Genomic DNA, 22,655 nt, shown 5'->3' on the forward strand with positions numbered 1-22,655 from the left:
CCCTGTGTCGCGGGCTGGGACCCCTGCTCCGGACCAAGGCCGGGATTGTCGGCGGGGGTTGTTATGGTCCGGCCCATGATCGGATGGGCGCGGACGTCAGCGGACGGTTGGCGGCGGGTTTTCGACCTGGTCGAGGAGGGCGACGAACGTCACCTGCACACGGTCCTGGCCCGGCTCGACGAGGCGGACCGCCAGGAGGTGGGCACGCGCCTGCCTGGACATCTCGCCGCGTGCCCTGGAAATGCGCGCCAGGAGAGGGCCGCCGGTTACCGTCTGGCGGGCGCGGCCTGCCTGGAGAGTCCTGCGGAGGTGGCCGGCTGGCTGGCCCGTCCGGAGCTGCGCCGCTTCTACCTCTCGGCCAAGGCCGACGCGTCCAGGCTCGCGGCCCTGCTGCGTACCCGGTCCGATCACTGGCGCGCGGAGCTCGCGACGAGGCTGGCGGACGGGGTCGACGCCTCGTGGGACGACCCGTGGAACGCCTGCCCGAACTGGGAGCTGACGGCAGCGCTGGTGCTGGAGACCGGCGTGGAGCCGGCCGGCGAAGGGTTCGCCGCCGGGTGGGCGCTGTGGCGGGCCCGGCGGGCGCGGCTGTACCCCGGCTCGCCGCTCCTCGCCCCGGACGGCCTCACCCACTACGCGCTCCTCCCCGCCGATCCACTGCTCCGGCACGTCGTTCCGTACCTCTTCCGGGGGCTCGCGGAGGGCGGGCGGATGGCGAGCGTGTGGCGGTCGATCTGGCGTTCCGAGACGATCGTCACCGAGCTGGCCGAGCTGGCGGAGGCGGGCCTGGCGCCGCGGCGGACGCTGATCGACGGTTGCGCCCGGCGTTTCCTCGCCGGTGGCGGCGACGCGGCCGAGGTGGCGCCGTTCGTGGCGTTGTGGCGGCTGCTGGGGCCGGGCCTCGACGACGTGCCGGTACGCGATTTCGTCCGACTGCTGCCGTCGGCGCCCTCGCCGGTCGTACAGGTCGCGGTGGCGGAGCTGCGGCGGGCCGACGACGCAGGCCTGCTGAGCGCGGAGCTGTTCGCGGAGGCCGTACGGGCGCTGGTGTTCCGGCCGGAACGCAAGCACGTGGCGCACGCGGTGCGCTGGCTGGCGGCCGGTCCCCCGGCCCGGAGCGGCGCGGTGGTGGACGCGCTGGCGGTGGCGTTCGACGTCGAGACGCCGGCGGTGCGGGAACGCGCGGCGCGGCTGGCGGTCCGGCTCGCCCCGTACGCGGACGACGAGGGCCGGGAGGCCGTCCGCGAGGCGGCGGCCCGGCTGTCCGCCGAGCTGCGCGAGCAGATGTCGGCCGCCTACGGCCTGGCGACGGCGGTCCCGGACGAGCAGCCGCCCCCTCCCCGGACGGGTACGACTACGGCGGCCCCGGACGAGCAGTTGCCCCTCCCGCGGACGGGTGCGACCGCGGCGGTCCCGGGCGAGCAGCCGCCCCTCCCCGAGCTGAGCGCTATGACGGTGGTTCCGGACGGACGGCCGCCCCTCTCCTGGCCGGATGCGGCCACGGCGGCCCCGGACGAGAGGCCAGCCGTGCCCGAGCTGTGGGTGGCGGAGCCGATTGCGCTCGCGCCGCCGATCGGCAGCGTGGCGGAGCTGGTCGTGGAATGGGAGCTGCGCCGCTGGCCGGACGAGCCGCTGCAGTTCGAATGGCTCCTCACCGCGCTGGTCGAGCTGGCCGGCCGTGACCGCGACGCGGTGGCCGCGGGCCTGCGGAGCTGGCGTCGGAAGCGCTGGCCGAAGCAGCCGTTCGACCCGGTGCAGCTCGCGTTGTGCGTCAGCGGCTACGACGAGGATCGGCGCCTGCTGCTGGACCGCTGCGGGCTGGCGATCGTCTCGCCCGCCGACAGCCTCGCGCTGACCGCCGCGCTGGCCGGAGCGAACACGCCCCCGTACGTCGGTTCCCGGCTCGACCGGTTCGTGGCGCAGCGCTTCCGGGAGGTCGTCGCGATGTTCGAGCGGCGTGCCGAGGCCGTGCCCGTGCTGCTGGCCACCCCCACTTCCCCGACCGGCCACGTCGATCCCGAGGCCCTGCTGGAGCGTCTGGCGCGGCTCGGCGAGCGGGAGCCGCTCGCGGCCGACCTCCAGCAGGCGCTGTTACGGCTGCCCCGCCGGGTGAACCCGGAGGTGGCGGCGCGGGCCGAACGGCTGCCCGTACAGGCGGGGCGCGCGCTGGCGGCGTGGGTACGCGGCGGCGGCCTGCCGGATCCGGAGGTGGCGTGGAGCGTGGAGACGGTGGAGCACAACGCCGGCCCCGGCTGGGCCACCTGGCAGCGCGTGGAGGTGCACGCCCGGATCGAGCCCGACCCAGAGCTGCCCGAGCCGCTGCGCGGGTTGTGCCGGATCGATCCGCTGCGCGACCACGCCCCGGAGGAGGTGTGGCTGCCGTACGTGCTGCCCTCGCACCGCGAGCTCGTCGCCGCTCATCTGCTGCTCCGCCTCCCGGTGCGCCTCGACAGCAGGGACGGCCTGGTGGAGCACGTGGCTGTCATGGTCCACGGCGACGGGCCGGTGGGGCGCGCCGTGGTGAGCACGATCGCCCTCGGGCTGGGACACAAGCATCCGGGACAGCGGGCCTCGGCGATCGACGCGCTGGTCACCCTGGCCGTACGCGGGCAGCTCCCGGCCGCCGAGCTGGGTCACGTCCTGGCCCGGCTGATCGGCGCCGGGATGGTCAGGCTCCAGCGGGTCACCGGGGCGCTGGCCGAGCTGACCGCGATGGGCGCGTACGCCGAGGTGTGGGCGGCCCTGGCCGCGGCGCTGCCGCCGCTGCTGCCCGCGCGCGGCGAACGGTCCCGTCCCGGGCTGGGAGACCTGCTGAAGGTCGCCGCGGACGCCGCCGAGCTGGCGGGCGGGCGCGGGGATGTGCCCGGGCTGGCGGAGGTGGCGGCCCGCAAGGGTTCCAGCCTTCTCGTGTACGAGGCCCGCCGCCTGCATCGCCAGGTCACGGCCGGTTGAGATCGGTGGGGGCGGTGCGGTGGCCGTTCCAGACGAAGCGGGCCGTCGTCACGGCGTCGTCACCGTCGCCGGTGATGAGCTGGTGGATGGCGATCCCGTCGAGCTCGCGATATTCGCACCATTCGTGATCGGAGGTCAGCACGAGGTCCAGCCCCAGGTCCACCAGCAGCTCGAAGACCTGGCCGCGGTTCGTCCGGTCCACGCCCACGAACACCTCGTCCAGCAGGATGAACCGGGGGCATCCCGGGTCGGTCTGGTAGTGCGCGGCCACGGCGGCGAACAGCGGCAGGTGCAGCGCGATCGCCTTCTCCCCGCCCGACAGCGCGCCGTGCAGCTTCCTGGTGAGGTCCTGCCAGCCCTGGCCGTCGCCGCGGTCGAGCCGGACGGTGAACCGGTGCCAGGAGGTGTAGTCGAGCACCGTCGCGAGCTGGTCCTCCCAGCTCGCCGGGGAGCCGTCGGCCCGAGCCTCCTCCACCCGGTCGCGGAAGAAGGCGTACAGGGCCTCGCGGGCCGCCTCGTCCAGGCCGGCCGGGTCGCGCAGCAGCAGGTCGCGGGCGGTCCTGGTGCTCGCAGGCTGAGCCGGGTCCACCTGCCAGGCCAGGCGGACCGCGAGCCGGGAGGCGGTGCGGACCCGTTCCAGGCGCCGGTTCATGTCCTCGACCAGGGCGGTCGCCTGCCTGATGCGGTCGGCGAGGTGACGGCGGGCGCCGCCGCTAAGCATGCGGTCGAACAGGTCCCGTTCCGCCTGGCCGCTGCCCGACCTGCGCGCGTCCCGCTCGGCGCGGAGCGTGTCGGCGAGCGCGGCCACGCCGGTCCGCGCGCCGCCGGTGCTCGCGGTGAGCACCTGTACGTCGTCGTCGCAGGCCAGCTCCAGGGTCGCCCGGTGGGCGAGGGCCTCCCGGGCGTGGTGGACGGCGTCCCGCAGGCGGGTTTCGGCCTCCCGGAGGTGGCGCGGCTGGTACGGCACCGCGTCGAGGTGTTCGGCCAGGCGCCGGGCCGCCTCCACCGATGTCCCGGCCGGGTCCGGGGCCGCTCCCGGTGGCAGCGCGGCGTCGGACGGGAGGTGGCCGGAGGTGAGGCGGTGGAGGCGGGCGCGGGCGGCGTCGTACGCGTGTTCCGCCCCGGCGTGTTTCTCCTCGGCGGCGGCCAGCTCGCCCTGGAGGCGGCCGAGGCGGGCGTTGAGGCGGGCCAGGCCCTCGTTGAGCGATTTGACGAGGCGGCGGGAGGAGCGGTGCGCGGCTTGGATGTCGTGGAGCTGTTCGAGCACCCGAAGGCGGTCGGCGTCGCTCCCGGACCCGGCGGTGGACTCCCCGCTGGGTCTTGTGGTGGCCTCGACGGCGGATTCCCCGGCGGGCCTCGCGGCGTGTCCGACGGCGGGCCTGGACGCGGGTTCCCCGGCGGGCTTTACCGCACGTTCGACGGCGGAACCGGCCGCGGAATCCCCGGCGGGTCTCGCGGCGCGTTCGACGGCGGATTCGATGGCGGACAGGCGTTCGGCCAGGGTGACGGCCGACGCCGCCGCCTCCTCCGCGCGTTCGACGGCGCGTACCGCCAAATCCTCGTACTCGCGGGCGGTCTCGGCGGCGTACGCGGCCAGTTCGTGGGCGGCGCGGGCGTCGGCGCGGCGCTCGTGCCGTACGGCGGCGGCGGTCTCGGCGGCGCGCAGCGCCTCCTCCAGGCCGTCCAGGGCGGGCAGGGCCGTCGGGAGGGCGTGCGCGGCGGCCTGCTCGGTGACCCGCCGCAGCGCGCCGACGACCTCCGCCTCGCGCCCGCGCAGCCGTTCCTCGCCCGCCCGCAGCCGGTCCTCCAGCAGCGCGACCTGCGCGACCGCCGCGTCCAGGGCGCGGGCGGCGGCGTCGTACGGCTCGCGGTCGGGCCTGCGCCGCAGCTCGGCGGCCAGGGCGTCGCGGTCGCCGGCGAGCACGGCGAGCAGGTGGCCGCACTCGGCGATCAGTCCCGCCACGTCGCCCAGCCGCTCGTCCAGCTCGGCGATCCGGCGGCGGCGGGCCCGCTCGCGGGCGGCGGCGCCGACGTACGAGGGCTCCGGCTTGGCCCACCGGCCGGCGGCGGGGCCGAGCCGCCAGGTGCCGTCCGCGCCGATGACGGCCGGATGGTCGGCGCCCGGCGCGGTGGGCGCGTACGCGACCGCGGCCAGCACCACCTCCGCCGGGGCCGGGGAGCCCGGCTCGGCGAGCAGCACGTCGGCGAGGCTGGGGCCGGGCGCGGGACGCGACAGCGCGGTCACGGCGAACGCGTCGTGCTCGTCCGCGGCGAACCCGCCGTCCGGCAGCAGCCACAGGTCGAGCAGGCCCGACGCCTCCAGCGCGGCCTCCACCGCCGCCTGGACGCCGGGATCGACGCCCGGCCGGAACCCGACCGCCCGCCACAGCGGCGTACCAGGACGTCCCTCGCGGGCGGACCCGGCGCGGGTGCGGGGGGCGCGTGGCTCCAGGACGGCCCGCTCGTCGAGGCCGCGGCGTTCCGTGGTCAGCTCGGCCCGCTCCTTCGCCAGGTTGTCGCGTACGGTCGTGAGCTGGTGCTCGCGGGCCGCCATCCGTACGGCGGCGCCGATCCTGGCCTCGGTCACCGCCTCGTCGGCGGCGGCGGGGTCGCCGGCGAGGGCGGCGAGACGGCCGGGGTCGAGGCGGAGGTGGAGGCAGCCTGCGGCCCACTCGGCGAGGGCGGCGGCCAGGTCCTTGAGGCGTTCTTCGCACAGGCGGCCGGTGCGTTCGCCGGTCTCGCGGGCGGCGTCGAGGGCGTCCCTGACCTGGTCGCGGTCCCGCTCGGCGGCGGTACGCCGATCGACCGCCTCCTCGTGGGCCAGCGCCGCGGCCCTGACCTCGCGGATCTGCGCGGCCCGGCTGCTCACCGCGACCCGTACCAGCTCGCGCGCCGCCCACGCCTCCTCCCTGGTGCTCGTTTCGCAGGTGTCCAGGTCGTGGGCGCTGAGGAGACCGGCTCGCCGGGCGGCGTCGCGGGCCTCGGCGCAGGCCCGGTCGGCCAGCGCGGCCGCGGCGCGGGCGGCCGTGCCGGCGCGGAGCGAGAGGCGTTCCCTGGCCGCCGCCGCCCGGGCCGCCGCGCCCGCCTGGTCGCGCAGCGCCGCCGCCGTCTCGTGGGCGCGCCGCGCCTCCTCGCGCAGCCGGTGCAGGCCGTTCCCGCCGCGGTATGCCTCGCTCTCCTTCAGCCCGTCGATCCGCGCCGCCAGCGCCAGCTCCCGCGCCTCCTCCTCCCCCAGCCGCAGTGTCGCCGCCCGCAGCTCCTCCTCGGTCTCGCGCAGCGCCGCGCGCCGGGCCGCGGTCTCCTCGGCCCGCGCGTCCAGCTCGGCGCGGCTCTGCAGCACGCCGGCGGCGGCCGCGCGCAGGACGCGGCGGGCGTAGTCGCGCTGCCGGCCGGCGAGCCGGTCGGTCTCCGTCACATCCCGGTCGAGCCGCCGCAGCTCCTCGCGCTGCCGCTCCAGCCGCTCGAAGCCCTCGGCGAGGTCGCGGAGCTCGTCCTCGCCGAGCGGCGGCAGCGCGCTGGACAGCAGGTCGGACAGCAGGCCGGGGTCGAGGCGTTCGGACAGCTTGGGGGTACGGAGCTGGCGCAACGCGGTCAGGAGCGTGTCGTAGCGCTGCTCGTTCAGTCCCGGGTAGAGGGTCCGGCGCACCACGGTCCGGTACGCCTCAGCGGATTCGTACACCGTGCCCGCCGCGCCCAGCTCCTCGGCGAGCTGGGTCCGGGTGAGCGGGTGGCCGCCGTCGCCGGTCAGCCGGATCCCGCCGGGCACGCCGATCCTGGCGTCGGTGAGGGTGAAGTAGGAGGCGGTGACGTTCTTGGTGTGGACGGTGGCCTGGAGCCGGGTGCCGCAGGTGAACCAGCGGCCGTCGGCGTGCCGGAACTCCAGCCACACGAAGCCCGCCCGGGTGACGCCGCCCGCGCCGTCGCCCATGAGGTTCCAATGCATGGTGCGCTCGGTGCCGCCGAACGTGGACAGCCGGCTCGGCTTGAGGCTCGCGTCCAGCACGTACGGCAGCAGCAGCTCCAGCACCTTGGACTTGCCGCTGCCGTTGGGGCCGCGCAGCAGCAGCCGGCCACGGTGGAACTCGAACACCTCGTCGTAGTAACGCCAGACGTTGAGTATCCCGGCGCGCTCCGGCGTCCAGCGGGCCTCCCCGCCGCGCGCGGCCCGCGCCCTGGTCAGCTCAGTGACGGTCATGCGTCCTCCGGGTAGTCAGGGGCGACGCGGTAGCGGGCGGCGGCGGGCAGGGCGGTGACCCGGTCGCCCGTACGGCGGGCCAGCCCGAAGCGCGCGAGCACCTCCAGCGCGTCGGCGGCCAGGCGGGCGGCGCCGTCCCGCGACTGGTAGGACCTGGCCCATTGGGGGAAGCGGCGCAGCAGGCCGGCGGCCTCGTCCGCCAGTCGCGCGGCGGTCAGGGGGCCGCCGGTGATCAGCGGGTCGAGCAGGAGCAGGGCGGCGACCTTGGCGGGGCTGCCGTCGTCGGGGAAGCGGCCGTCGGTGGCGATGGCGTCGGGGTCCACGAGGAGGAAGCCCTCGGCGCGTTCCTCCAGGACGAAACCGGCCTCCTCGGCGGCGCGCCGGATGGTGCGGCGGCCGGTGGGTGAGGCGGCGTAGGCGTACTGCTCGGGGGTGAGGTCGTCGTGGTAGACGACCGGCTCGTCGAGGAGGCGGCGGACGAGGGAGTGGCGGGCCCACAGGACGCGCTGGATCTCGGTCGGGTCGTCCCCGCCGTAACGGGGCTCGGCGGTGAGCGCGGCGAGGTCGGCGGCCTGGAGGGTGGAGGGCGGGACGGGGGTGGTGAGCAGCCGGGTCACCAGGGTGGTGTCGGCGCGGTAGAGCACGTCGGCGTCGTCGGTGGGGGGTTCGTGGAGGGGGGTGAGGGCGCCGTACTGCTGGAGGAGGGCGAGCGCGTCGGCGAACGCGGCCCGCTCCTCCCCCCGTACCGGGTCGAACGGCGGCACGCCGGGTTCGGCGGCGGCGGCCCGCGCCACCCGCCGGGCCAGCATGCCGACCGTGGTGACGGGCGCGGCGAGCAGTTCGGCCGCGCACAGGCACAGCAGCGTGTAGCGGCGGCGGTCGAACGGGGCCCCGGAGCCGCGCGTACGCCGGGCCGGGCGGGTGGCGTCGGCGCGCGGGGAGACCTTGGCGAGCCGGGCGTACCCCTGGCGGGGCTCGACGACCAGCCGCCAGCCGCAGAAGTAGTCGAACCACTGGACGAGCGGCCTGCGGCGCTTCCTGACCAGGTCGAACGCGGCCGGGTCGGCGTGCCGGGACACCAGGGGGCGGCCGAGCAGCGTCCTGACCGCCCGTGCGATCTCCTCCTTCTCGGCCCGGACGAGCTGGTTGGCGCGGCCGTTCACGCCCCGACCGCCCGGCCGTGGACGGTCGGGGTCGCCTCGCGGCCCTGGCCGGGGGTGCGGAGGTCGATGAGGTAGTCGGGGCCCCGGAAGCAGCCCTCCGGGGTACGCAGCTCCGCCGTCGCGCCGTCCTCCGGGTCGCGCAGCACGATCTCGATCCGGCCGTCGGCGGTGGCGGCGCGGCGGAACCCGGTGGAGTCGGGGCGCTCGGCTAGGGCGCGGCCGAGGAGGTCGAGCAGGCGCCCGAGACCGTCGTGGTCGAGCCCGCCCAGCCGCGACAACCGCATCGCACCGCTCCCGGAGGCCCCCGCCACCCCCAGCGCGCCGGCCCCGGACAGTCTCGACCCACCGATCCCGGAGGACCCCGCCCCGTCGGCTCTCGCCGCCTCCAGCGCGCCGGCCCCGGACGATGGTGGCCCGTCGGGGCTCGGTGACGCGGGGGCGGTGGCGGAGGGTGGGGTGGAGCTGCTGGTGGTGGTCAGGGAGGACCAGGCGGCCTCCAGGGCCGCGCGTTCCCTGGCGGCGCGGGCGCGGCGCTCGGCGCGCAGGGCCGTCACGTCGCGGACCCTGCCGGTACGGCCCACCCGCTCGGTACGCCCCCGCGCCCGCAGCAGCGCCGACACCTCGACCGGCTCCGCCCGCGCCCACGGCACCCCGGCGGGGACGACCTCGGCGTCGGCGTGCCCGAGGTGCGCGTGCCGGGCGGGGCCGAGCCCGAACGCGGCGTCCCACAGCCGGTGGGCGTCCTCCTCGGTGGGGGCGGCGGCGAACCAGCGGGCCAGCGCGCGGAAGTCGGCGGCGGCGCCGGCCGGGCGGCGGTGCGCGTCGGCGATCCTGTCGAGCGACTCCAGCAGCGCGACGACGGCCTGCCGTACCTGGTCGTGCAGCCGCCGCGCCCCGCCGTCCGCGGCGGCGAACCACCCCCGCAGCTCCTCCCACCGCACGGCCCGCTCCTCCAGCCACGCAGCCACCGGGTCCCGACCGGCCTGGGACGGGGACAGGTCGGCGCCGGCGAGGGCGCGGGTGTGCAGGAGGTGCGCGCCGTGCCGGGCGACGGCCTCCAGGGCCCGTGTGACAGCGTCCCGCCGCCGGTCCAGGCCGGTGACGTACTCCTGCAGGTACGCCACCGTCTCCCGCAGGTACGTGACGTCCGCGTCCGGCACGGGTTCGCCGGGGCGCAGGAGACGGCGCAGGCCGGCGGTGAAGCGGCCGGCGTCGGCCCGGAGATCGTCGAAGTGGCACTCCAGCTCGCGCAGGGCGGTGAAGACGCGCCGGTCGCGGCCGGGGTCGGGGTCGCGGAGCAGGTCGTCGAGCTCGCGCAGGCGTTCGGCGACGGCGTCGAGGACGGCGGTGTGCAAAGCGCCGGAGAACGACCCTGGCGACGACAGGGCCGCCGTGGCGTGCCGGAGCCCGGCGAGCGCGGCCTCGCCACGCGGGGTCAGGGCGTACTGGATGCTTTCGCGCTGGTACGCCTCGGCGGTGCCGAAGCCGCCCGCGTGGTCGAAGACGACGTCGAGCAGCCCCCAGGCGGTGAGTCTGCGGAGCGCGGCGGCGAGGTCCCGCTCCTCGCAGGCCCCGGCGGGCAGGAGGGCACGCAGCCCGGCCGGGGTGAGTGCGGTCTCCAGGCGGCCGGCGGCCGCGGCGAAGGCGTGGAGGACCGCGGTGTGCAGGTCCGCCCGTTCGGTCGTGGCGAACCGGAAAAGCTCCGGCGGCATCCTCGGCGGCTCAGCCATCGCCCCGCTCCCCTCGCGCGATTTCCGGACCCCGCAAACGGTAGCGGGGAACGGCCGGAGTAAGGCCCCGGTTTGCGAGCGGATCACCCGGGTACTGCGGCAGATTGGAAACAACCCGGGAACGGATATCGGAGGGTCGAAATGGCGGAATTCGAGGCATCTCGCGGCATGCCCGCCGAGAGCACGATCGTGTTCGGCGTGGCCTCCGACGTCGCCGTGATGGACCGCTGGCTGCCGCGCGGCCTGCACGTCTCCGACGCGGGCCCCGACCGGGTGGAGGCCGAGGGCGATCTGGTGCCGGGCGAGGGGACCCACGAGGGGCTGTTCCGCGCCCAGGAGGACCAGCTCCGCGTCGAATGGGGTGGCCGCGACCACCCCAACTACGCCGGCTGGCTCCAGGTGTCCGACTCCGCGAGCGGCACGAGCGAGGTCACGGTGCACATCTCGCTGCTGGACGAGCCCGAGGGCGGGAAGCGGTCGGCGGAGGTCCGCGAGCTGCTGGACCGCTCGCTCGACCGGCTGGCCGACGAGGTGAACCGGCGGGTCGAGGGTTCCGGCTGAGCTCACAGACCAGGCTCCGGCTGAGCGCCGAAATCCCTGTTTTCGCCGCACCGCCGGATTTTTCCGATCACTGCTCTTATTCTTGCAAATGATCTAATACAGCATTATTAAAGGGCATCGCAAGCTTTCACGTTCAGCGTTTGAGCATGCGACGCTCAATCCTTGTCATTTCAGCGGCCCTCACCGCTTTGCTCGCCATGACCGGTCTCGCCGGCGCGGCCGGCGCCACAAGCGCCCCCACCTCCTACGGCCGGCGACCGGCCTGGACGTCGTGCGGCGGCGGCTTCCAGTGCGCCACGTTGCGGGTCCCGCTTGACTATGCGAAGCCGGGCGGCCGGCAGATCAAGATCAGTCTGATCCGGCTGCCCGCCACCGGGAAGAAGATCGGCTCCGTGGTCCTGAACTTCGGCGGCCCCGGCGCGTCCGGCGTGGACCTGCTGCGGGCCGACCGGACGGTCCTGTCGGCCGCGCTGCGGCAGCGCTTCGACGTGGTGTCGTTCGATCCGCGCGGCGTGGGCCGGTCGGCCCCGGTGCGCTGCCTCGGCACGCTCGGCATGGACGCCTACCACGCCGCCGATTCCACCCCCGACGACCGGCGCGAGCGCGCCGCGATCACGGAGTGGAGCAAGGCGCTGGCCAAGTCCTGCGCCGCCGGCTCCGGCAAGGAGCTGCTGCGGCACGTCGGCACCTACGAGGCCGCCCGCGACCTGGACGTGATGCGCTCCGCGCTCGGCGACGCCCGCCTGACGTACCTGGGCTGGTCCTACGGCACCTACCTGGGCGCCAGGTACGCCGACCTCTACCCGAGGCGGATCCGGGCGATGGTGCTGGACGGCGCCGAGGACCCGCAGCAGACGGGGGCCGAGTTCCAGCGCTCGCAGGCGCAGGGGTTCCAGGTGGCGATGAACGCGTTCCTGCGCGACTGCTTCAAGCGCGCGGACTGCCCCTTCGAGAAGCACGCCCTGACCGCGGCCGGCAGGCGCCTGGACACGCTGCTGCGGCGGGCCGACCGCGCCCCGCTGCGCAACACCATGGACGGGCGGCAGGTCACCGAGTCGATCGTGCGCACCGGCATCATGGCCGCGCTCTACTCGGCCGACTCCTGGAAGTATCTGCGCGGCTCGCTGGCGATGGCGTTCAAGGGCGACGGCACGGCCCTGCTGGTCCTCGCCGACCTCTACAACGGCCGCAACCAGGACGGCACCTACAAGAACGAGTCCATGGCCCGCCTGGCCATCTCCTGCGTCGACCACCCCGAGACGCCGTGCCCGTACTGGCCGGTCAAGGGGCGGAAGTTCACCAAGAAGGTCACGGCGCCCGGCTCGCCGCCGATCGTGGTGGTGGGCACGACCCGGGACCCGGCGACGCCGTACGCGCTGGCCAGGTCGCTGGCCGCGCAGCTCGACAACGGCGTGCTGCTGACCAACGACGGCGACGGCCACACGGCCTACCACGGCGGTTCGTCCTGCGTGGAGCGCCAGGTCGACCGCTACCTGATCACCGGCCGCGCGCCGGTCCGCGGAGCCTGCCACGCTTCCGCCAAGGTCTGATGCCGCCAGCCCCTCCCGCTGGTGAGGGACTGGTCAACCTCGGCCGTGCCTGCGCGGCCGGGGTCGCGGCGTGGGCGAGATTGGGCGGACGAGACCGGTATGCCCGCCCCCGCCCGAGGAGCCCATGGAGTCGCTGCTGATCCTGCACGCGGTGGCGGCGGTGTGCGCTCCCTGGCTGGCCCGCCGGATCGGCGGGCGGCGCGCGCTGCCGGTGCTGGCGCTGGCTCCGGCGGCGGGGTTCGGGTACACGGTGTGGCTGGGGCTGAGCGGGCGGGTGCCGGCGGAAGAGGTCACCCGGTGGGCGCCGTCGACGGGGCTGGAGCTGGCCTTCCGCGCCGACGCGCTGGCGATGCTCATGATGGCGCTGGTCACCGGCGTCGGCGTGCTGGTGCTGGTCTACAGCGCCCGCTACTTCTCGGCCGGCGACGAGGGGCTCGGCCGCTACGGCGGCGTGATGGTGGCCTTCGCCGGGTCGATGCTGGGGCTGGTGACGGCCGACGACCTGCTCCTGCTGTACGTCTTCTGGGAGCTGACCACCGTCTTCTCGTACCTGCTGATCGGCCACGACCCGGAGAGCCGGATGAGCCGGCAGGCGGCGATGAAGGCGCTGACGATCACCACGTTCGGCGGCCTGGCCATGCTGGCCGGGTTCGTGCTGGTGGGGGCGGCGGCGGGCACGTACCGGATCTCCGAGGTCGGTCCCGGCGACATCGGGCCGGCCGCGATCGGGCTGATCCTGACCGGCGCCCTCGCGAAGTCGGCGATCTTCCCGTTCAGCTCGTGGCTGCCCGCGGCCATGGCCGCGCCGACGCCGGTCTCGGCGTACCTGCACGCGGCGGCGATGGTGAAGGCGGGCGTGTACCTGGTGGCGCGGCTCGGGCCGGCCGCCGGGGACCTGACGGGGTGGCGGGCGCCGGCGGTGGCGCTCGGGCTGCTGACGATGCTGCTGGGCGGCTGGCGGGCGCTGCGCGAGAGCGACCTCAAACGGCTGCTGGCCTACGGCACGGTCAGCCAGCTCGGCTTCCTGACCGCGCTGTTCGGGTACGGCACGCAGGGGGCGGCGCTCGCGGGCGCGGGCATGCTGCTCGCGCACGCGCTGTTCAAGGCGGCGCTGTTCCTGCTGGTGGGCGTGATCGACCACGCGGCCGGCACCCGGGACCTGCGCGAGCTGAGCGGGCTCGGACGGTCGATGCCGTGGGTGTGCGCGGCGGCGGTGCTGGCCGGGGCGTCGATGGCGGGGGTGCCGCCGCTCGCGGGGTTCGTCGGCAAGGAGGCGGCGTTCGAGGCGCTGAGCGGCGCCCCGTGGCCGCTGGCGGGCGTGGTGGCGGGGTCGGCGCTGACGGCGGCGTACACGCTGCGCTTCCTGTGGGGGGCCTTCGCCACGAAACCAGGGGTCGAGGGGAGGCCAGTGGAGCGGCCGGCCGCGGCGACGTTCGTGCCCGCGGCGCTGCTGGCGGCGCTGGGGCTGGTCCTGGTGCCGTTCTCGTCCTGGTACGGCCACACGATGGAGACCGGCTACGCGGCCTTCTTCCGCGACCCGGGGCACGCCGCCCATCTGGTGGTGTGGAGCGGGTTCGGCCTGCCGCTGCTGCTGTCGGCGGCGGCGCTGGCGGGCGGCGTGGTGCTGTTCCTGGCCAGGGAGCCGGTCGCGAGGATGGGCGCGCGGCTGCACCTGCTGGACTCCGGGCAGGCGTACTGGGCGCTGATCCGCCGCCTCGACCGGTTCGCCCTCCAGGTCACCGGCATGATCCAGCGCGGTTCGGTGCCGGACTACCTGCTGCTCGCGCTGCTGGCCACGATCGGCGTCGGCGTGTTCTCCGTCATCTACGGCGACACGCCCCGCCTGGTGTCGCCGGTCGTCTGGTGGGAGCGGCCGGAGCAGCTCGTCGTCGCGGTGCTGACGGTCGCGGCGGCGGTGGTGGCGCTGTTCGCCCGCGCGTCCATCTTCCTCGCCGTCATCGTGGGCTTCACCGGGTACGGCACGGCGCTGCTGTTCCTCGTGCACGGCTCGCCCGACCTGGCGCTCACCCAGTTCCTGGCCGAGACGCTCGCCCTGGTGATCTTCGCGCTGGTGCTGCGGCGGCTGCCGATCGACCCGGTCAGAGGGCGGCTGTCCCTGCCGCTGCGCGCCGCGCTCGGCCTGGCCGTGGCCGTGGTGGCGACCGGCGCCGGCATGGAGGCGATGAGCGCCCGCAGTGCCGCGCCGGTGGGCGGGCTCATGGAGGCCGCGGCGCGGGAGGCGGGCATCGCCAACATCGTCAGCGCGGTCATCCTCGACCTCCGCGCCTGGGACACCCTGGGCGAGAGCTCGGTGCTGATCGTGCTCACGCTGGGCGTGACGAGCCTCGTGTTCCTGCGGCGGCGGACGTACGCGATCGAGCGGGGCGAGCAGCCTCCCGCCGAGCGTACGCACTGGCTGGCCTCGACGCGGCCGGCCGAGAGGCGGATGGTGCCGTTCGAGATCGCGGCCAGGCTGACCTTCCACACGGTGCTGCTGCTGTCGGTGTTCCTGCTGTTCATCGGGCACAGCGGGGTGGGCGGCGGGTTCGCCGGCGGCATCGTGGCCGGGCTCGCGATCACCGTGCGCTACCTGGCGGGCGGCCGCAACGAGCTGGCCGTGGCGCTGCCGGTGCACGCGGGTGTGCTCATGGGCGTCGGGCTGACCCTCTCGGCGGCGACGGCGCTGATCGGCCTGCTGGCCGGGCGGGCGGCGCTCGACATGCTGGACACCGACGTGACGGTGCCGGTGCTCGGGCACGTGCACCTGTCGACGGGGCTGCTGTTCGACATCGGCGTCTACCTGTCGGTCATCGGGATGGTGCAGGACGTGCTGCGCGGCCTCGGCGCGGAGCTGGACCGGCAGATCGACGCCGGGGAGGGCGCGGAGCCGGACGCCGGGGAGGAAGGGTGAGCGGGCCGCTGCTGCCCTTCGCCGCCTCCTGCGCGCTGATCGCGGCCGGGGTGGCGCTGCTGCTGGAGCGGAGCCTGGTCCGGGTGCTGGCCGGCGTGATCATGCTGGGCAACGGGGTGAACCTGCTCATCGTCACCGCGGGCGGCAGCGCGGGCGTGCCCCCGTTCGTCGGGGCGGCGGGCAAGGCCGATCCGCTGCCCCAGGCCATGGTGCTCACCGCGATCGTCATCACGCTGGGGGTGACCGCGTTCGTGCTGGCCATGGTGCACCGCTCGTGGCAGCTCACCGGCAGCGACGAGGTCCAGGACGACACCGAGGACCGGCGGGTGCGGCTGCGCGCCCGGCGCGGCGCGCTGAGCCAGGCCCTGCACCGCCGCAACGACGCCTACCGGCGGCTGATCGCCGAGCAGCGGGCCGAGCTGGCCCGGCTGGAGGCCGAGCAGGCCGAACGGGAGCGGCTGGAGGAGGCGGACCTGGAGCGGCGCATCGACCGTGTCCACGTCGAGCTGGAGCAGTGGGCGCGGCGGCTGCGCGAGCGGGGCGGCACGGAGGAGGAGCTGCAGCACCGTCTGGAGGAGGCGGCGCTGCGCGAGCCCGCCGTGGACAACGCGCTGCGCATCGAGGAGCTGCGGGAGGAGCACGAGCGGCGCCGCGTCACGCAGGCGGCCAGGGAGCGCGACCTGCGCAGGCAGCTCAAGGCGCGGCAGCGGGAGGCACGCCGGGAGCTGCGTGCCGCCATCCGCCGCGAGCTGGAACGGCAGGCGCTGGCCCAGGACCCGGAGCTGGAGGGCGAGGACTCATGATCCTCGCCCTCCCTGTGAGCAGGGCCGTGCTGGAAGGGCTGGTGTGCGTGCCGGTGCTGCTGCCCCTGCTGGCCGCCGGGGTGAAGCTGGCCATCGGCGGGCGGCTGCGGCGGCTGCAGTCGCTGCTCAGCATCGGCACGATGAGCCTGACGCTGGCCGTGTCGGTACTGCTGCTGGTGGCGGCCGATTCCGGCGGGCCGCTGGTGACCGAGCTCGGCGGCTGGCCCGCGCCCGTCGGGATCTGCCTGGTGGCCGACCGGCTCTCCACGCTGGTGCTGCTGGTGTCGTCGGCGGTGACGCTGTGCGTCATGGTGTACTCCATCGCCAACGCCTACGAGGAGCAGGAGCACGACGCGCCGATGGCGATCTTCCATCCGGCGTTCCTGGTGATGGTGGCGGGAGTGGCCGACGCGTTCCTGACGGGCGACCTGTTCAACCTGTTCGTGGGCTTCGAGCTGCTGCTCAGCGGCTCGTACGTGCTGCTGACCTTCGGCGGGACGGAGGCGCGGATCCGGGCCGGGGCGACGTACACGCTGATGGCGCTGGCCTCGTCGATGTTGTTCCTGATCGCCCTGGCGATCACGTACGCGGCCACCGGCACCCTGTCGCTGGCCCAGCTCGCCACGCGCTTCGCCACGCTGCCCGAGCAGGTGAAGCTGCTGGTGGAGCTGACGCTGCTGCTGGTGTTCGCGATCAAGGCGGCGCTGTTCCCGATGTCAGCCTGGCTGCCCGACTCCTACCCGACCGCGCCGGCCTCGGCGACGGCGGTCTTCGCCGGCCTGCTCACCAAGGTCGGCGTGTACGCGATCATCCGCCTGGAGGCGCTGCTGTTCCCCGGCGGCCCGGTCTCGACGCTGCTCATGTGGGTGGCGCTGGCCACGATGCTCGCCGGCGTGCTCGGCGCGGTGGCGCAGACCGACATCAAGCGGATGCTCTCCTTCACGCTGGTCAGCCACATCGGGTACATGGTGTTCGGGGTGGCGCTGTCCACGGTCGCGGGCATGGCGGGCGCCGTCTTCTACGTGGTGCACCACATCACCGTGCAGACCAGCCTGTTCCTGGTGACCGGGCTCATCGAGCGGCGGACCGGGACCACGTCGGTGAACCAGCTGGGCGGGCTGATGAAGGCGGCGCCGCTGATCGCCGTGCTGTTCTTCGTGCCCGCGATGAACCTGTCCGGCATCCCGCCGATGTCGGGCTTCCTCGGCAAGCTGATGCTGGTGCAGGCGGGGCTGGCGCACGGCGGGCCGCTGCCGGTGGCGCTCGTGGCGGCCGGGCTGGTGACGAGCCTGCTCACCCTCTACGCCGTCGCGAAGACGTGGGGGAAGGCGTTCTGGCGGACGACTCGGGAGGAGCGGGAGGGCACGGTGGTGGAGAGCGAGGAGGACACCGGCGAGGAGCCCACGGTCACCACGACCACGCTGCCGGCGGCGCTGGCGGGGCCGGTGGCCGCGCTGGTGGCGCTCGGGCTGGCGTACACGGTGCTGGCCGGGCCGCTGTCGGCGCTGACCTGGCGGACGGCCGGTGAGCTGATGGAACGCGAGCCTTACGTCTCGGCGGTGCTGGGAGACCGGCGGTGAACGGGCGGCCGCTGGCCCCGCGCGTGCTGGGCCGCAGGGTGCCGCTGCCGCTGGTGGCCTGGCTGACGCTGGTGTGGGTGACGTTGTGGGGCGACGTGTCGCCGGCCAACGTGCTGGGCGGGATCGCGGCGGGCGCGGTGGTGTCGTGGCTGCTGCCGCTGCCCGCCCTCGACCCCGGCATCAGGCTCCGGCCCGTCGCGCTGGCGCGCTTCCTCCTGTTCTTCGGATGGGACCTCGTGGCCTCGACGGCGCGGGTGGTGTTCTACGTGTTCCGGCCGGGGCCGCCGCCCGCGCAGCTCGTCCGGGTGCACCTGCGCACGTCGTCGGAGCCCATGACGGTGCTCATCATGACGGCGCTGGCGAACGTGCCCGGCAGCATCGTGGTGGAGGCCTACCTCGCCGAGCGGTGCCTGATGCTGCACGTCCTCGGCATCCCCGGCGACGCGACGGAGAAGGTGCGCGGCGACGTGACCGCGCTGGAGTCGCGGGTGGTGGCCGCGTTCGGCACCCGCGCCGACCGGGAGGAGCTGGGGACGCCGTGACGCTGGTGTACGCGCTGACGCTGGCGTTGCTCGGCGTGGCCGCCGCGCTCACCCTGTACCGGGCGGCGCGCGGCCCGTCGATGCTGGACCGGGCCGTGGCGCTGGACGTGATGACGTCGCTGGCGATGTGCGGCGCGGGCGCGTTCGCGGTGGCCAGGGACGACTACTCGGACCTGCCGATCCTGCTGGTGCTGTCGCTGCTGGGGTTCGTCGGGTCGGTGTCGCTGGCCCGGTTCTTCACCGCCCGGTCCGGCAGGAGGCCCCGATGAGCTCTCTTGATCCGCTCGCCGGGGCCTGTCTCCTGCTGGGCGCGCTGCTGGCGCTGTCTGCGGGGGCGGGCCTGGTGAAGTTCCGTCACACGCTGGAGCGCATGCACGCCGGGACCAAGCCCCAGGTGGCCGGGGTGCTGCTGGTGCTGCTCGCCATGTGGCTGCACCGGCCCACCTGGGCGACCGCCGGGCCGCTCGCGCTGGTCGGGCTCTCGCAGGTGATCACCGTGGCGGTGGCGGCGTACACGGTGGCGCGGGCCGCCTACGCCCGGGACTCCGCGCGGGAGGACGAGGACGACGGGACGTCGCTGCCGCCGGAGGAGTCGTCCGGCTCCTCGCCGGAGTCCTGATCGTCGCCGTTGGCCCGGTCGATCGCCGCCTGGCCGAACCACGTCCAGAGGGCGAGGACGGCGATCGCGGCGGCGACGGGCCAGGCCAGCCGGGGCCCGAACAGGTAGTCGATCACCAGTCCGGTGGCCGCCGTCATCGACACGATCAGCGCCAGAGCGCCCAGGATCCCGTAGAAGTTGGAGCGCTTCACCAGCAGCTCCTTGCGGCCCTGACGGAACAGCACCCGGTGCTGCGCCGTGGGCGCGATGTAGCAGATCGAGGCCACCGCCGCGCCGACCAGCGCCGCGAAGAACAGCCACCGGTCGGCCGGGGCCAGCCTGTCGAACTGCTGCGAGAACGGCACCGTCAGCAGGAACGCGAACAGCACCTGCACGCCTGTGACCGCGACGCGGGCCCCCTGCAGGAGCTCCACGAAATTGCGGTCCGCCCGCTCCTTGTCCGATTCTCGGCTCACACGCCCTCCTGTGCCGTCGCCGCGGATCGCGGCGTGAAGAGCGCTCTACTTCCACGTAAAAAAGTGTCAAAACCTGGACATTACGATCTTTGCCGGGGTGATCGGCAGCTCCCTGACGCGGTGGCCGGTGGCGTGGTGCACGGCGTTGCCGATGGCGGCCGCGGTGCCGACGATGCCGATCTCGCCGATGCCCTTGCTGCCCATCGGGTTGAGCCGCTCGTCCTCCTCCTCCAGCCAGACCGCCTCGACGTCCGGGACGTCGGCGCAGGCCGGGATGTGGTACTGCGCGAGGTCGCGGCGCAGGAAGCCGCCGAACTCCTCGTCGGTCAGCGTCTCCTCCATGAGCGCCATGCCGAGGCCCATCGTCATGCCGCCGATGAACTGCGAGCGGGCCAGCCGGGCGTCCACGATGCGGCCCGCGGCGAACACGCCGAGCAGCCGCGACACCCGGACCTCGCCGGTGACGGCGCTGACCCGTACCTCGGCGAACTGCGCGCCGAAGGCGTGCCTGGCCAGCTCGGAGTCCTGCCCGACCTCCTCGGTGGTGTCCGCGCGGCCCTCCCTGCCGTCCTTCTTCAGCTCCTCGCAGGCGCGTACGACGGCCGACCCCCAGGAGGCGGTGCCCATCGAGCCGCCGGCGACCGGCGCGGGCGGCAGGTCGCTGTCGCCGAGCTCGACGTGCACCCGGTCGGGGGCGACGCCCAGCGTCTCGGCGGCGATCCTGGTGAGCGCGGTGCGCGCGCCGGTGCCGATGTCGGCCGCGGCCACCTGGACGAGGAAGCCGCCGTCGCGGACGCACGCCACGGCCTGGCACGGGCTCCGCTTCGCCGGGTAGGTGGAGGCGGCCACGCCGGTGCCGATCAGCCACTCCCCGTCGCGCCGGACGCCCGGCTGCGGGTCGCGCCGCTCCCAGCCGAAACGGCGGGCCCCTTCGCGCAGGCAGCCGGCCAGGTCGCGGGAGCTGAACGGCAGGCCGCTCTCCGGCTCGGTCTCGGGCTCGTTGCGCAGCCGCAGCTCGACCGGGTCGATGCCGCCGGCGTAGGCCAGCTCGTCCATGGCCGACTCCAGGGCGTACATGCCGGGGCACTCCCCCGGAGCGCGCATCCACGACGGGGTGGCGACGTCCAGCCGGACCAGCCGGTGCGCGGTGCGCAGGGCCGGGGTGGCGTACATGACGCGGGCCGGGACGGCGGTCTGCTCGGCGAACTCCTTCAGCGTCGAGCTCTGCTCGTAGGCGACGTGCTCCAGCGCGATCAGCCGGCCCTCGCCGTCCGCGCCGAGACGCAGCCGCTGGATGGTGGGCGTGCGGTAGCCGGTCACGTCGTACATCTGCTGCCGGGTCAGCGCCACCTTGACCGGCCGGTCCGTGACGCGCGCGGCGAGGGCGGCCAGCACGGCGTGCGGCCGGGTGGTGCCCTTGGAGCCGAAGCCGCCGCCGACGTGCCGGGCCACCACCCTGACCCGGCCGGGCGGCAGGCCCAGCGTCTTCGCGATCATGTCGCGGTCCGTGGTGGCGCCCTGCGTGGAGTCGTAGACCACCAGGGTGCCCTCGGCGTCCCACACGGCGAGCGCGGCGTGCGGCTCCATCGGGTTGTTGTGCAGGACGGGCGTCGTGTACGTGACGTCCACGACGGTCGCCGCCTCCGCCAGCCCGGCCTCGATGTCGCCCTGCTCGGTGTCGGAGGGGAAGTCCGGGTTGACGACCTCGGGACGGTAGAGGCCCGGGTGGTCGGCGCGCAGGCTGACGTCGTGGTCGGCGGGCTCGTACTCGACGCGGACGGCGTCGGCGGCGGCGCGCGCCTCGTCGTAGGTGCCGGCCACGACGGCGGCGATGATCTGGCCGCGGTAGGCGACCTCGCGCCGCTGGAACAGCGCCAGCTCGGCGTCGGTGTCCTCGGCCAGCTCGGGCGGGTCGGCGACGGACAGCACGGCGAGCACGCCGGGCATGTCGAGCGCGGCGGCGGCGTCCACCCTCGCGACCCGGCCCTTGGCGATGAGCGACTGGACGGGATAGGCGTACGCGACGCCCTCGACGGGATACTCGGCCGCGTACGTGGCCAGCCCGGTGACCTTGACGCGGCCCTCGACGCGATTCACGGTGCCAGCTCCTCCAGCGTGTTGACGATCAGGTCGCGGGCCAACGGGACCTTGTAGGCGTTGCGCGGCAGCGGCCTGGCCTGCTCCAGCTCGGCCTCGGCGGCGGCCAGGAACGCCCCGCCGGTCGCCGGGCTGCCGATCAGCTCCCGCTCGGCGCGTTCGGCCCGCCAGGGCACGTGCGCGAGACCGCCGAGCGCGATCCGGCACCCGGCGACGGTCCCGTCGGCCGCGACGTCGAGGACGGCCGCGATGGACACGAGGGCGAAGGCGAACGAGGCCCGTTCACGGACCTTGCGGTAGAGGGACGCGCCGGGCGGCGGCGGGGGCAGCTCGACGGCGGTGATGAGGTCGCCCGGTTCCAGCACGGTGTCGCGTTCCGGGGCCTCGCCGGGCAGGCGGTGCAGGCCGGGCATGGGGATGATGCGGTCGCCTGCCGGGCCGGTGACGTGCACCTCCGCCTCCAGCGCGGCCAGCGCCACCGCCATGTCGGACGGGTGGGTGGCCACGCACGCGCCGGAGTGGCCGAGCACGGCCAGGTTGGAGTGGTCGCCCTCGATGGCGGGGCAGCCGGAGCCGGGCCGGCGTTTGTTGCACGGCCTGCTCACGTCCTGGAAGTAGGCGCACCGGGTGCGCTGCAGCAGGTTCCCCGCCACGGTGGCCATGTTGCGGATCTGGCCGGAGGCGCCGGTGAGCACCGCGCGGGCGAGCATCGGGTAGCGGGCGCGCACCAGCGGATGCGCGGCGAGGTCGGTGTTGCGCACCGCCGCGCCGACGCGCAGCCGGCCGCGGACCTCCTCGACGGCGTCCAGCGGCAGCCGGCTGACGTCCAGCAGGTGCTCGGGGCGGGCCACGCCGAGGCGCATGAGGTCGACGAGGTTGGTGCCGCCGCCCAGGTACATGGTGCCGGGGCGGTAGCGGCGCACGGCGTCGGCGGCGCTGGTGGCGCGGGCGTAGTCGAACGGCCTCATCGGGCGACCTCGGAGATGGCGCTGACGATGTTGACGTACGCGCCGCAGCGGCACAGGTTGCCGCTCATGCGCTCCCTGATCTCGTGCGGGGTGAGCTCGGGGTCGTCCAGGAGGTTCTCGGTGACGGCACTCGGGCCCGGCTCGCCGAGCATGCCGGCCGCCGAGCAGAGCTGGCCTGGGGTGCAGTAGCCGCACTGGAAGGCGTCGTGCTCCATGAAGGCGGCCTGCAGCGGGTGCAGCTGCTCGCCGTCGGCGAGGCCCTCGACGGTAGTGACGGCGAGACCGTCCATGGCGACCGCCAGCGCCAGGCAGGAGTTGGCCCGCCGCCCCTCCACGAGGACGGTGCAGGCGCCGCACTGCCCGTGGTCGCACCCCTTCTTCGAGCCGATCAGCCCCAGCCGCTCGCGCAGCAGGTCGAGCAGCGATATTCGGGGGTCGACGTCGAGCGTGTGCGGCCTGCCGTTCACCGTAAGGCGGATGTCCATGAGCGCTCGCTACCCGACCTGATCGCCGGGCAACCTCCGGGGGC

The 22,655-nt window shown here is 74.9% G+C and carries 16 protein-coding genes; 9 read left to right on the forward strand and 7 right to left on the reverse strand.

Annotation, left to right across the window (positions count from 1 at the left end; translation table 11 throughout):
- The first annotated feature begins 75 nt into the window (after positions 1–75).
- A complete protein-coding gene (locus SMD20_RS11705; protein WP_329578987.1) occupies positions 76–2,952 on the forward strand; it encodes a hypothetical protein in 2,877 nt (958 codons plus the stop codon).
- On the opposite strand, the gene SMD20_RS11710 is transcribed toward SMD20_RS11705, so the two are convergent.
- The 3 genes from SMD20_RS11710 to SMD20_RS11720 are packed head-to-tail and all read right to left on the reverse strand — an operon-like array spanning position 2,939 to position 10,040.
- A complete protein-coding gene (locus SMD20_RS11710) occupies positions 2,939–7,147 on the reverse strand; it encodes a TIGR02680 family protein (RefSeq protein ID WP_329578990.1) in 4,209 nt (1,402 codons plus the stop codon). The two genes, SMD20_RS11705 and SMD20_RS11710, sit on opposite strands and share 14 nt — an antisense overlap.
- Complete coding sequence (locus SMD20_RS11715; RefSeq protein ID WP_329578993.1) at positions 7,144–8,310, reverse strand: TIGR02678 family protein; 1,167 nt, start codon at positions 8,308–8,310, stop codon at positions 7,144–7,146. The genes SMD20_RS11710 and SMD20_RS11715 overlap by 4 nt, the downstream gene beginning before the upstream one ends.
- On the reverse strand, positions 8,307–10,040 hold the full coding sequence (locus tag SMD20_RS11720; protein ID WP_329578996.1) for a TIGR02677 family protein: 1,734 nt from the start codon (positions 10,038–10,040) through the stop codon (positions 8,307–8,309). Before SMD20_RS11720 ends, SMD20_RS11715 begins: the two co-directional genes overlap by 4 nt.
- Before the next feature lie 141 nt (positions 10,041–10,181).
- On the opposite strand from SMD20_RS11720, the gene SMD20_RS11725 reads away from it, so the two are divergent.
- From SMD20_RS11725 to SMD20_RS11760, 8 genes are all read left to right on the forward strand, one after another.
- Positions 10,182–10,601, forward strand: coding sequence for an SRPBCC family protein (locus SMD20_RS11725; protein WP_329578999.1), 420 nt, complete (start codon positions 10,182–10,184; stop codon positions 10,599–10,601).
- Between the two features lie 197 nt (positions 10,602–10,798).
- Positions 10,799–12,151 carry an alpha/beta hydrolase gene (locus SMD20_RS11730; protein WP_329579002.1) on the forward strand — a complete coding sequence of 451 codons (1,353 nt, stop codon included), beginning with the start codon at positions 10,799–10,801 and terminating at the stop codon, positions 12,149–12,151.
- A 124-nt stretch (positions 12,152–12,275) separates the two neighbouring features.
- Positions 12,276–15,062: a Na+/H+ antiporter subunit A gene (locus SMD20_RS11735; protein WP_329579005.1), complete on the forward strand. Its 2,787-nt coding sequence runs from the start codon at positions 12,276–12,278 to the stop codon at positions 15,060–15,062.
- Entirely contained in the window at positions 15,059–15,865 is an 807-nt protein-coding gene (locus tag SMD20_RS11740) for a Na(+)/H(+) antiporter subunit C (protein WP_329579008.1), read from the forward strand. Before SMD20_RS11735 ends, SMD20_RS11740 begins: the two co-directional genes overlap by 4 nt.
- Positions 15,862–17,445, forward strand: coding sequence for a Na+/H+ antiporter subunit D (locus SMD20_RS11745; RefSeq protein WP_329579011.1), 1,584 nt, complete (start codon positions 15,862–15,864; stop codon positions 17,443–17,445). Before SMD20_RS11740 ends, SMD20_RS11745 begins: the two co-directional genes overlap by 4 nt.
- Positions 17,442–17,987 (forward strand): Na+/H+ antiporter subunit E, encoded by a 546-nt coding sequence (locus SMD20_RS11750; RefSeq protein WP_329579014.1) that lies wholly within the window; start codon positions 17,442–17,444, stop codon positions 17,985–17,987. Before SMD20_RS11745 ends, SMD20_RS11750 begins: the two co-directional genes overlap by 4 nt.
- Positions 17,984–18,256: a monovalent cation/H+ antiporter complex subunit F gene (locus SMD20_RS11755; RefSeq protein ID WP_329579017.1), complete on the forward strand. Its 273-nt coding sequence runs from the start codon at positions 17,984–17,986 to the stop codon at positions 18,254–18,256. The genes SMD20_RS11750 and SMD20_RS11755 overlap by 4 nt, the downstream gene beginning before the upstream one ends.
- A complete protein-coding gene (locus SMD20_RS11760; RefSeq protein WP_329579020.1) occupies positions 18,253–18,606 on the forward strand; it encodes a cation:proton antiporter in 354 nt (117 codons plus the stop codon). Before SMD20_RS11755 ends, SMD20_RS11760 begins: the two co-directional genes overlap by 4 nt.
- On the opposite strand, the gene SMD20_RS11765 is transcribed toward SMD20_RS11760, so the two are convergent.
- The 4 genes from SMD20_RS11765 to SMD20_RS11780 all read right to left on the reverse strand — a co-directional run bounded on the left by SMD20_RS11765 (position 18,519) and on the right by SMD20_RS11780 (position 22,611).
- On the reverse strand, positions 18,519–19,061 hold the full coding sequence (locus tag SMD20_RS11765) for a DUF6328 family protein (RefSeq protein ID WP_329579022.1): 543 nt from the start codon (positions 19,059–19,061) through the stop codon (positions 18,519–18,521). The two genes, SMD20_RS11760 and SMD20_RS11765, sit on opposite strands and share 88 nt — an antisense overlap.
- Before the next feature lie 66 nt (positions 19,062–19,127).
- Complete coding sequence (locus SMD20_RS11770; protein WP_329579025.1) at positions 19,128–21,158, reverse strand: xanthine dehydrogenase family protein molybdopterin-binding subunit; 2,031 nt, start codon at positions 21,156–21,158, stop codon at positions 19,128–19,130.
- Positions 21,155–22,126, reverse strand: a complete 972-nt coding sequence (locus SMD20_RS11775) for an FAD binding domain-containing protein (protein WP_329579028.1) — start codon at positions 22,124–22,126, stop codon at positions 21,155–21,157. Before SMD20_RS11775 ends, SMD20_RS11770 begins: the two co-directional genes overlap by 4 nt.
- Positions 22,123–22,611 (reverse strand): (2Fe-2S)-binding protein, encoded by a 489-nt coding sequence (locus tag SMD20_RS11780; protein ID WP_329579031.1) that lies wholly within the window; start codon positions 22,609–22,611, stop codon positions 22,123–22,125. Before SMD20_RS11780 ends, SMD20_RS11775 begins: the two co-directional genes overlap by 4 nt.
- Positions 22,612–22,655 lie beyond the last annotated feature (44 nt).

Source organism: Nonomuraea sp. LP-02, assembly GCF_036289125.1.
Classification (GTDB): Bacteria; Actinomycetota; Actinomycetes; order Streptosporangiales; family Streptosporangiaceae; genus Nonomuraea; species Nonomuraea bangladeshensis.

Excerpts from the sequence above, each read along its gene's own strand:
- SMD20_RS11745 (WP_329579011.1), top strand. The coding sequence starts at position 15,862 with ATGATCCTCGCCCTCCCTGTGAGCAGGGCCGTGCTGGAAGGGCTGGTG.
- SMD20_RS11725 (WP_329578999.1), top strand. The coding sequence starts at position 10,182 with ATGGCGGAATTCGAGGCATCTCGCGGCATGCCCGCCGAGAGCACGATC.
- SMD20_RS11735 (WP_329579005.1), top strand. The coding sequence starts at position 12,276 with ATGGAGTCGCTGCTGATCCTGCACGCGGTGGCGGCGGTGTGCGCTCCC.
- SMD20_RS11705 (WP_329578987.1), top strand. The coding sequence starts at position 76 with ATGATCGGATGGGCGCGGACGTCAGCGGACGGTTGGCGGCGGGTTTTC.
- SMD20_RS11775 (WP_329579028.1), bottom strand. The coding sequence starts at position 22,126 with ATGAGGCCGTTCGACTACGCCCGCGCCACCAGCGCCGCCGACGCCGTG.
- SMD20_RS11760 (WP_329579020.1), top strand. The coding sequence starts at position 18,253 with ATGAGCTCTCTTGATCCGCTCGCCGGGGCCTGTCTCCTGCTGGGCGCG.
- SMD20_RS11730 (WP_329579002.1), top strand. The coding sequence starts at position 10,799 with ATGACCGGTCTCGCCGGCGCGGCCGGCGCCACAAGCGCCCCCACCTCC.
- SMD20_RS11720 (WP_329578996.1), bottom strand. The coding sequence starts at position 10,040 with ATGGCTGAGCCGCCGAGGATGCCGCCGGAGCTTTTCCGGTTCGCCACG.
- SMD20_RS11710 (WP_329578990.1), bottom strand. The coding sequence starts at position 7,147 with ATGACCGTCACTGAGCTGACCAGGGCGCGGGCCGCGCGCGGCGGGGAG.
- SMD20_RS11780 (WP_329579031.1), bottom strand. The coding sequence starts at position 22,611 with ATGGACATCCGCCTTACGGTGAACGGCAGGCCGCACACGCTCGACGTC.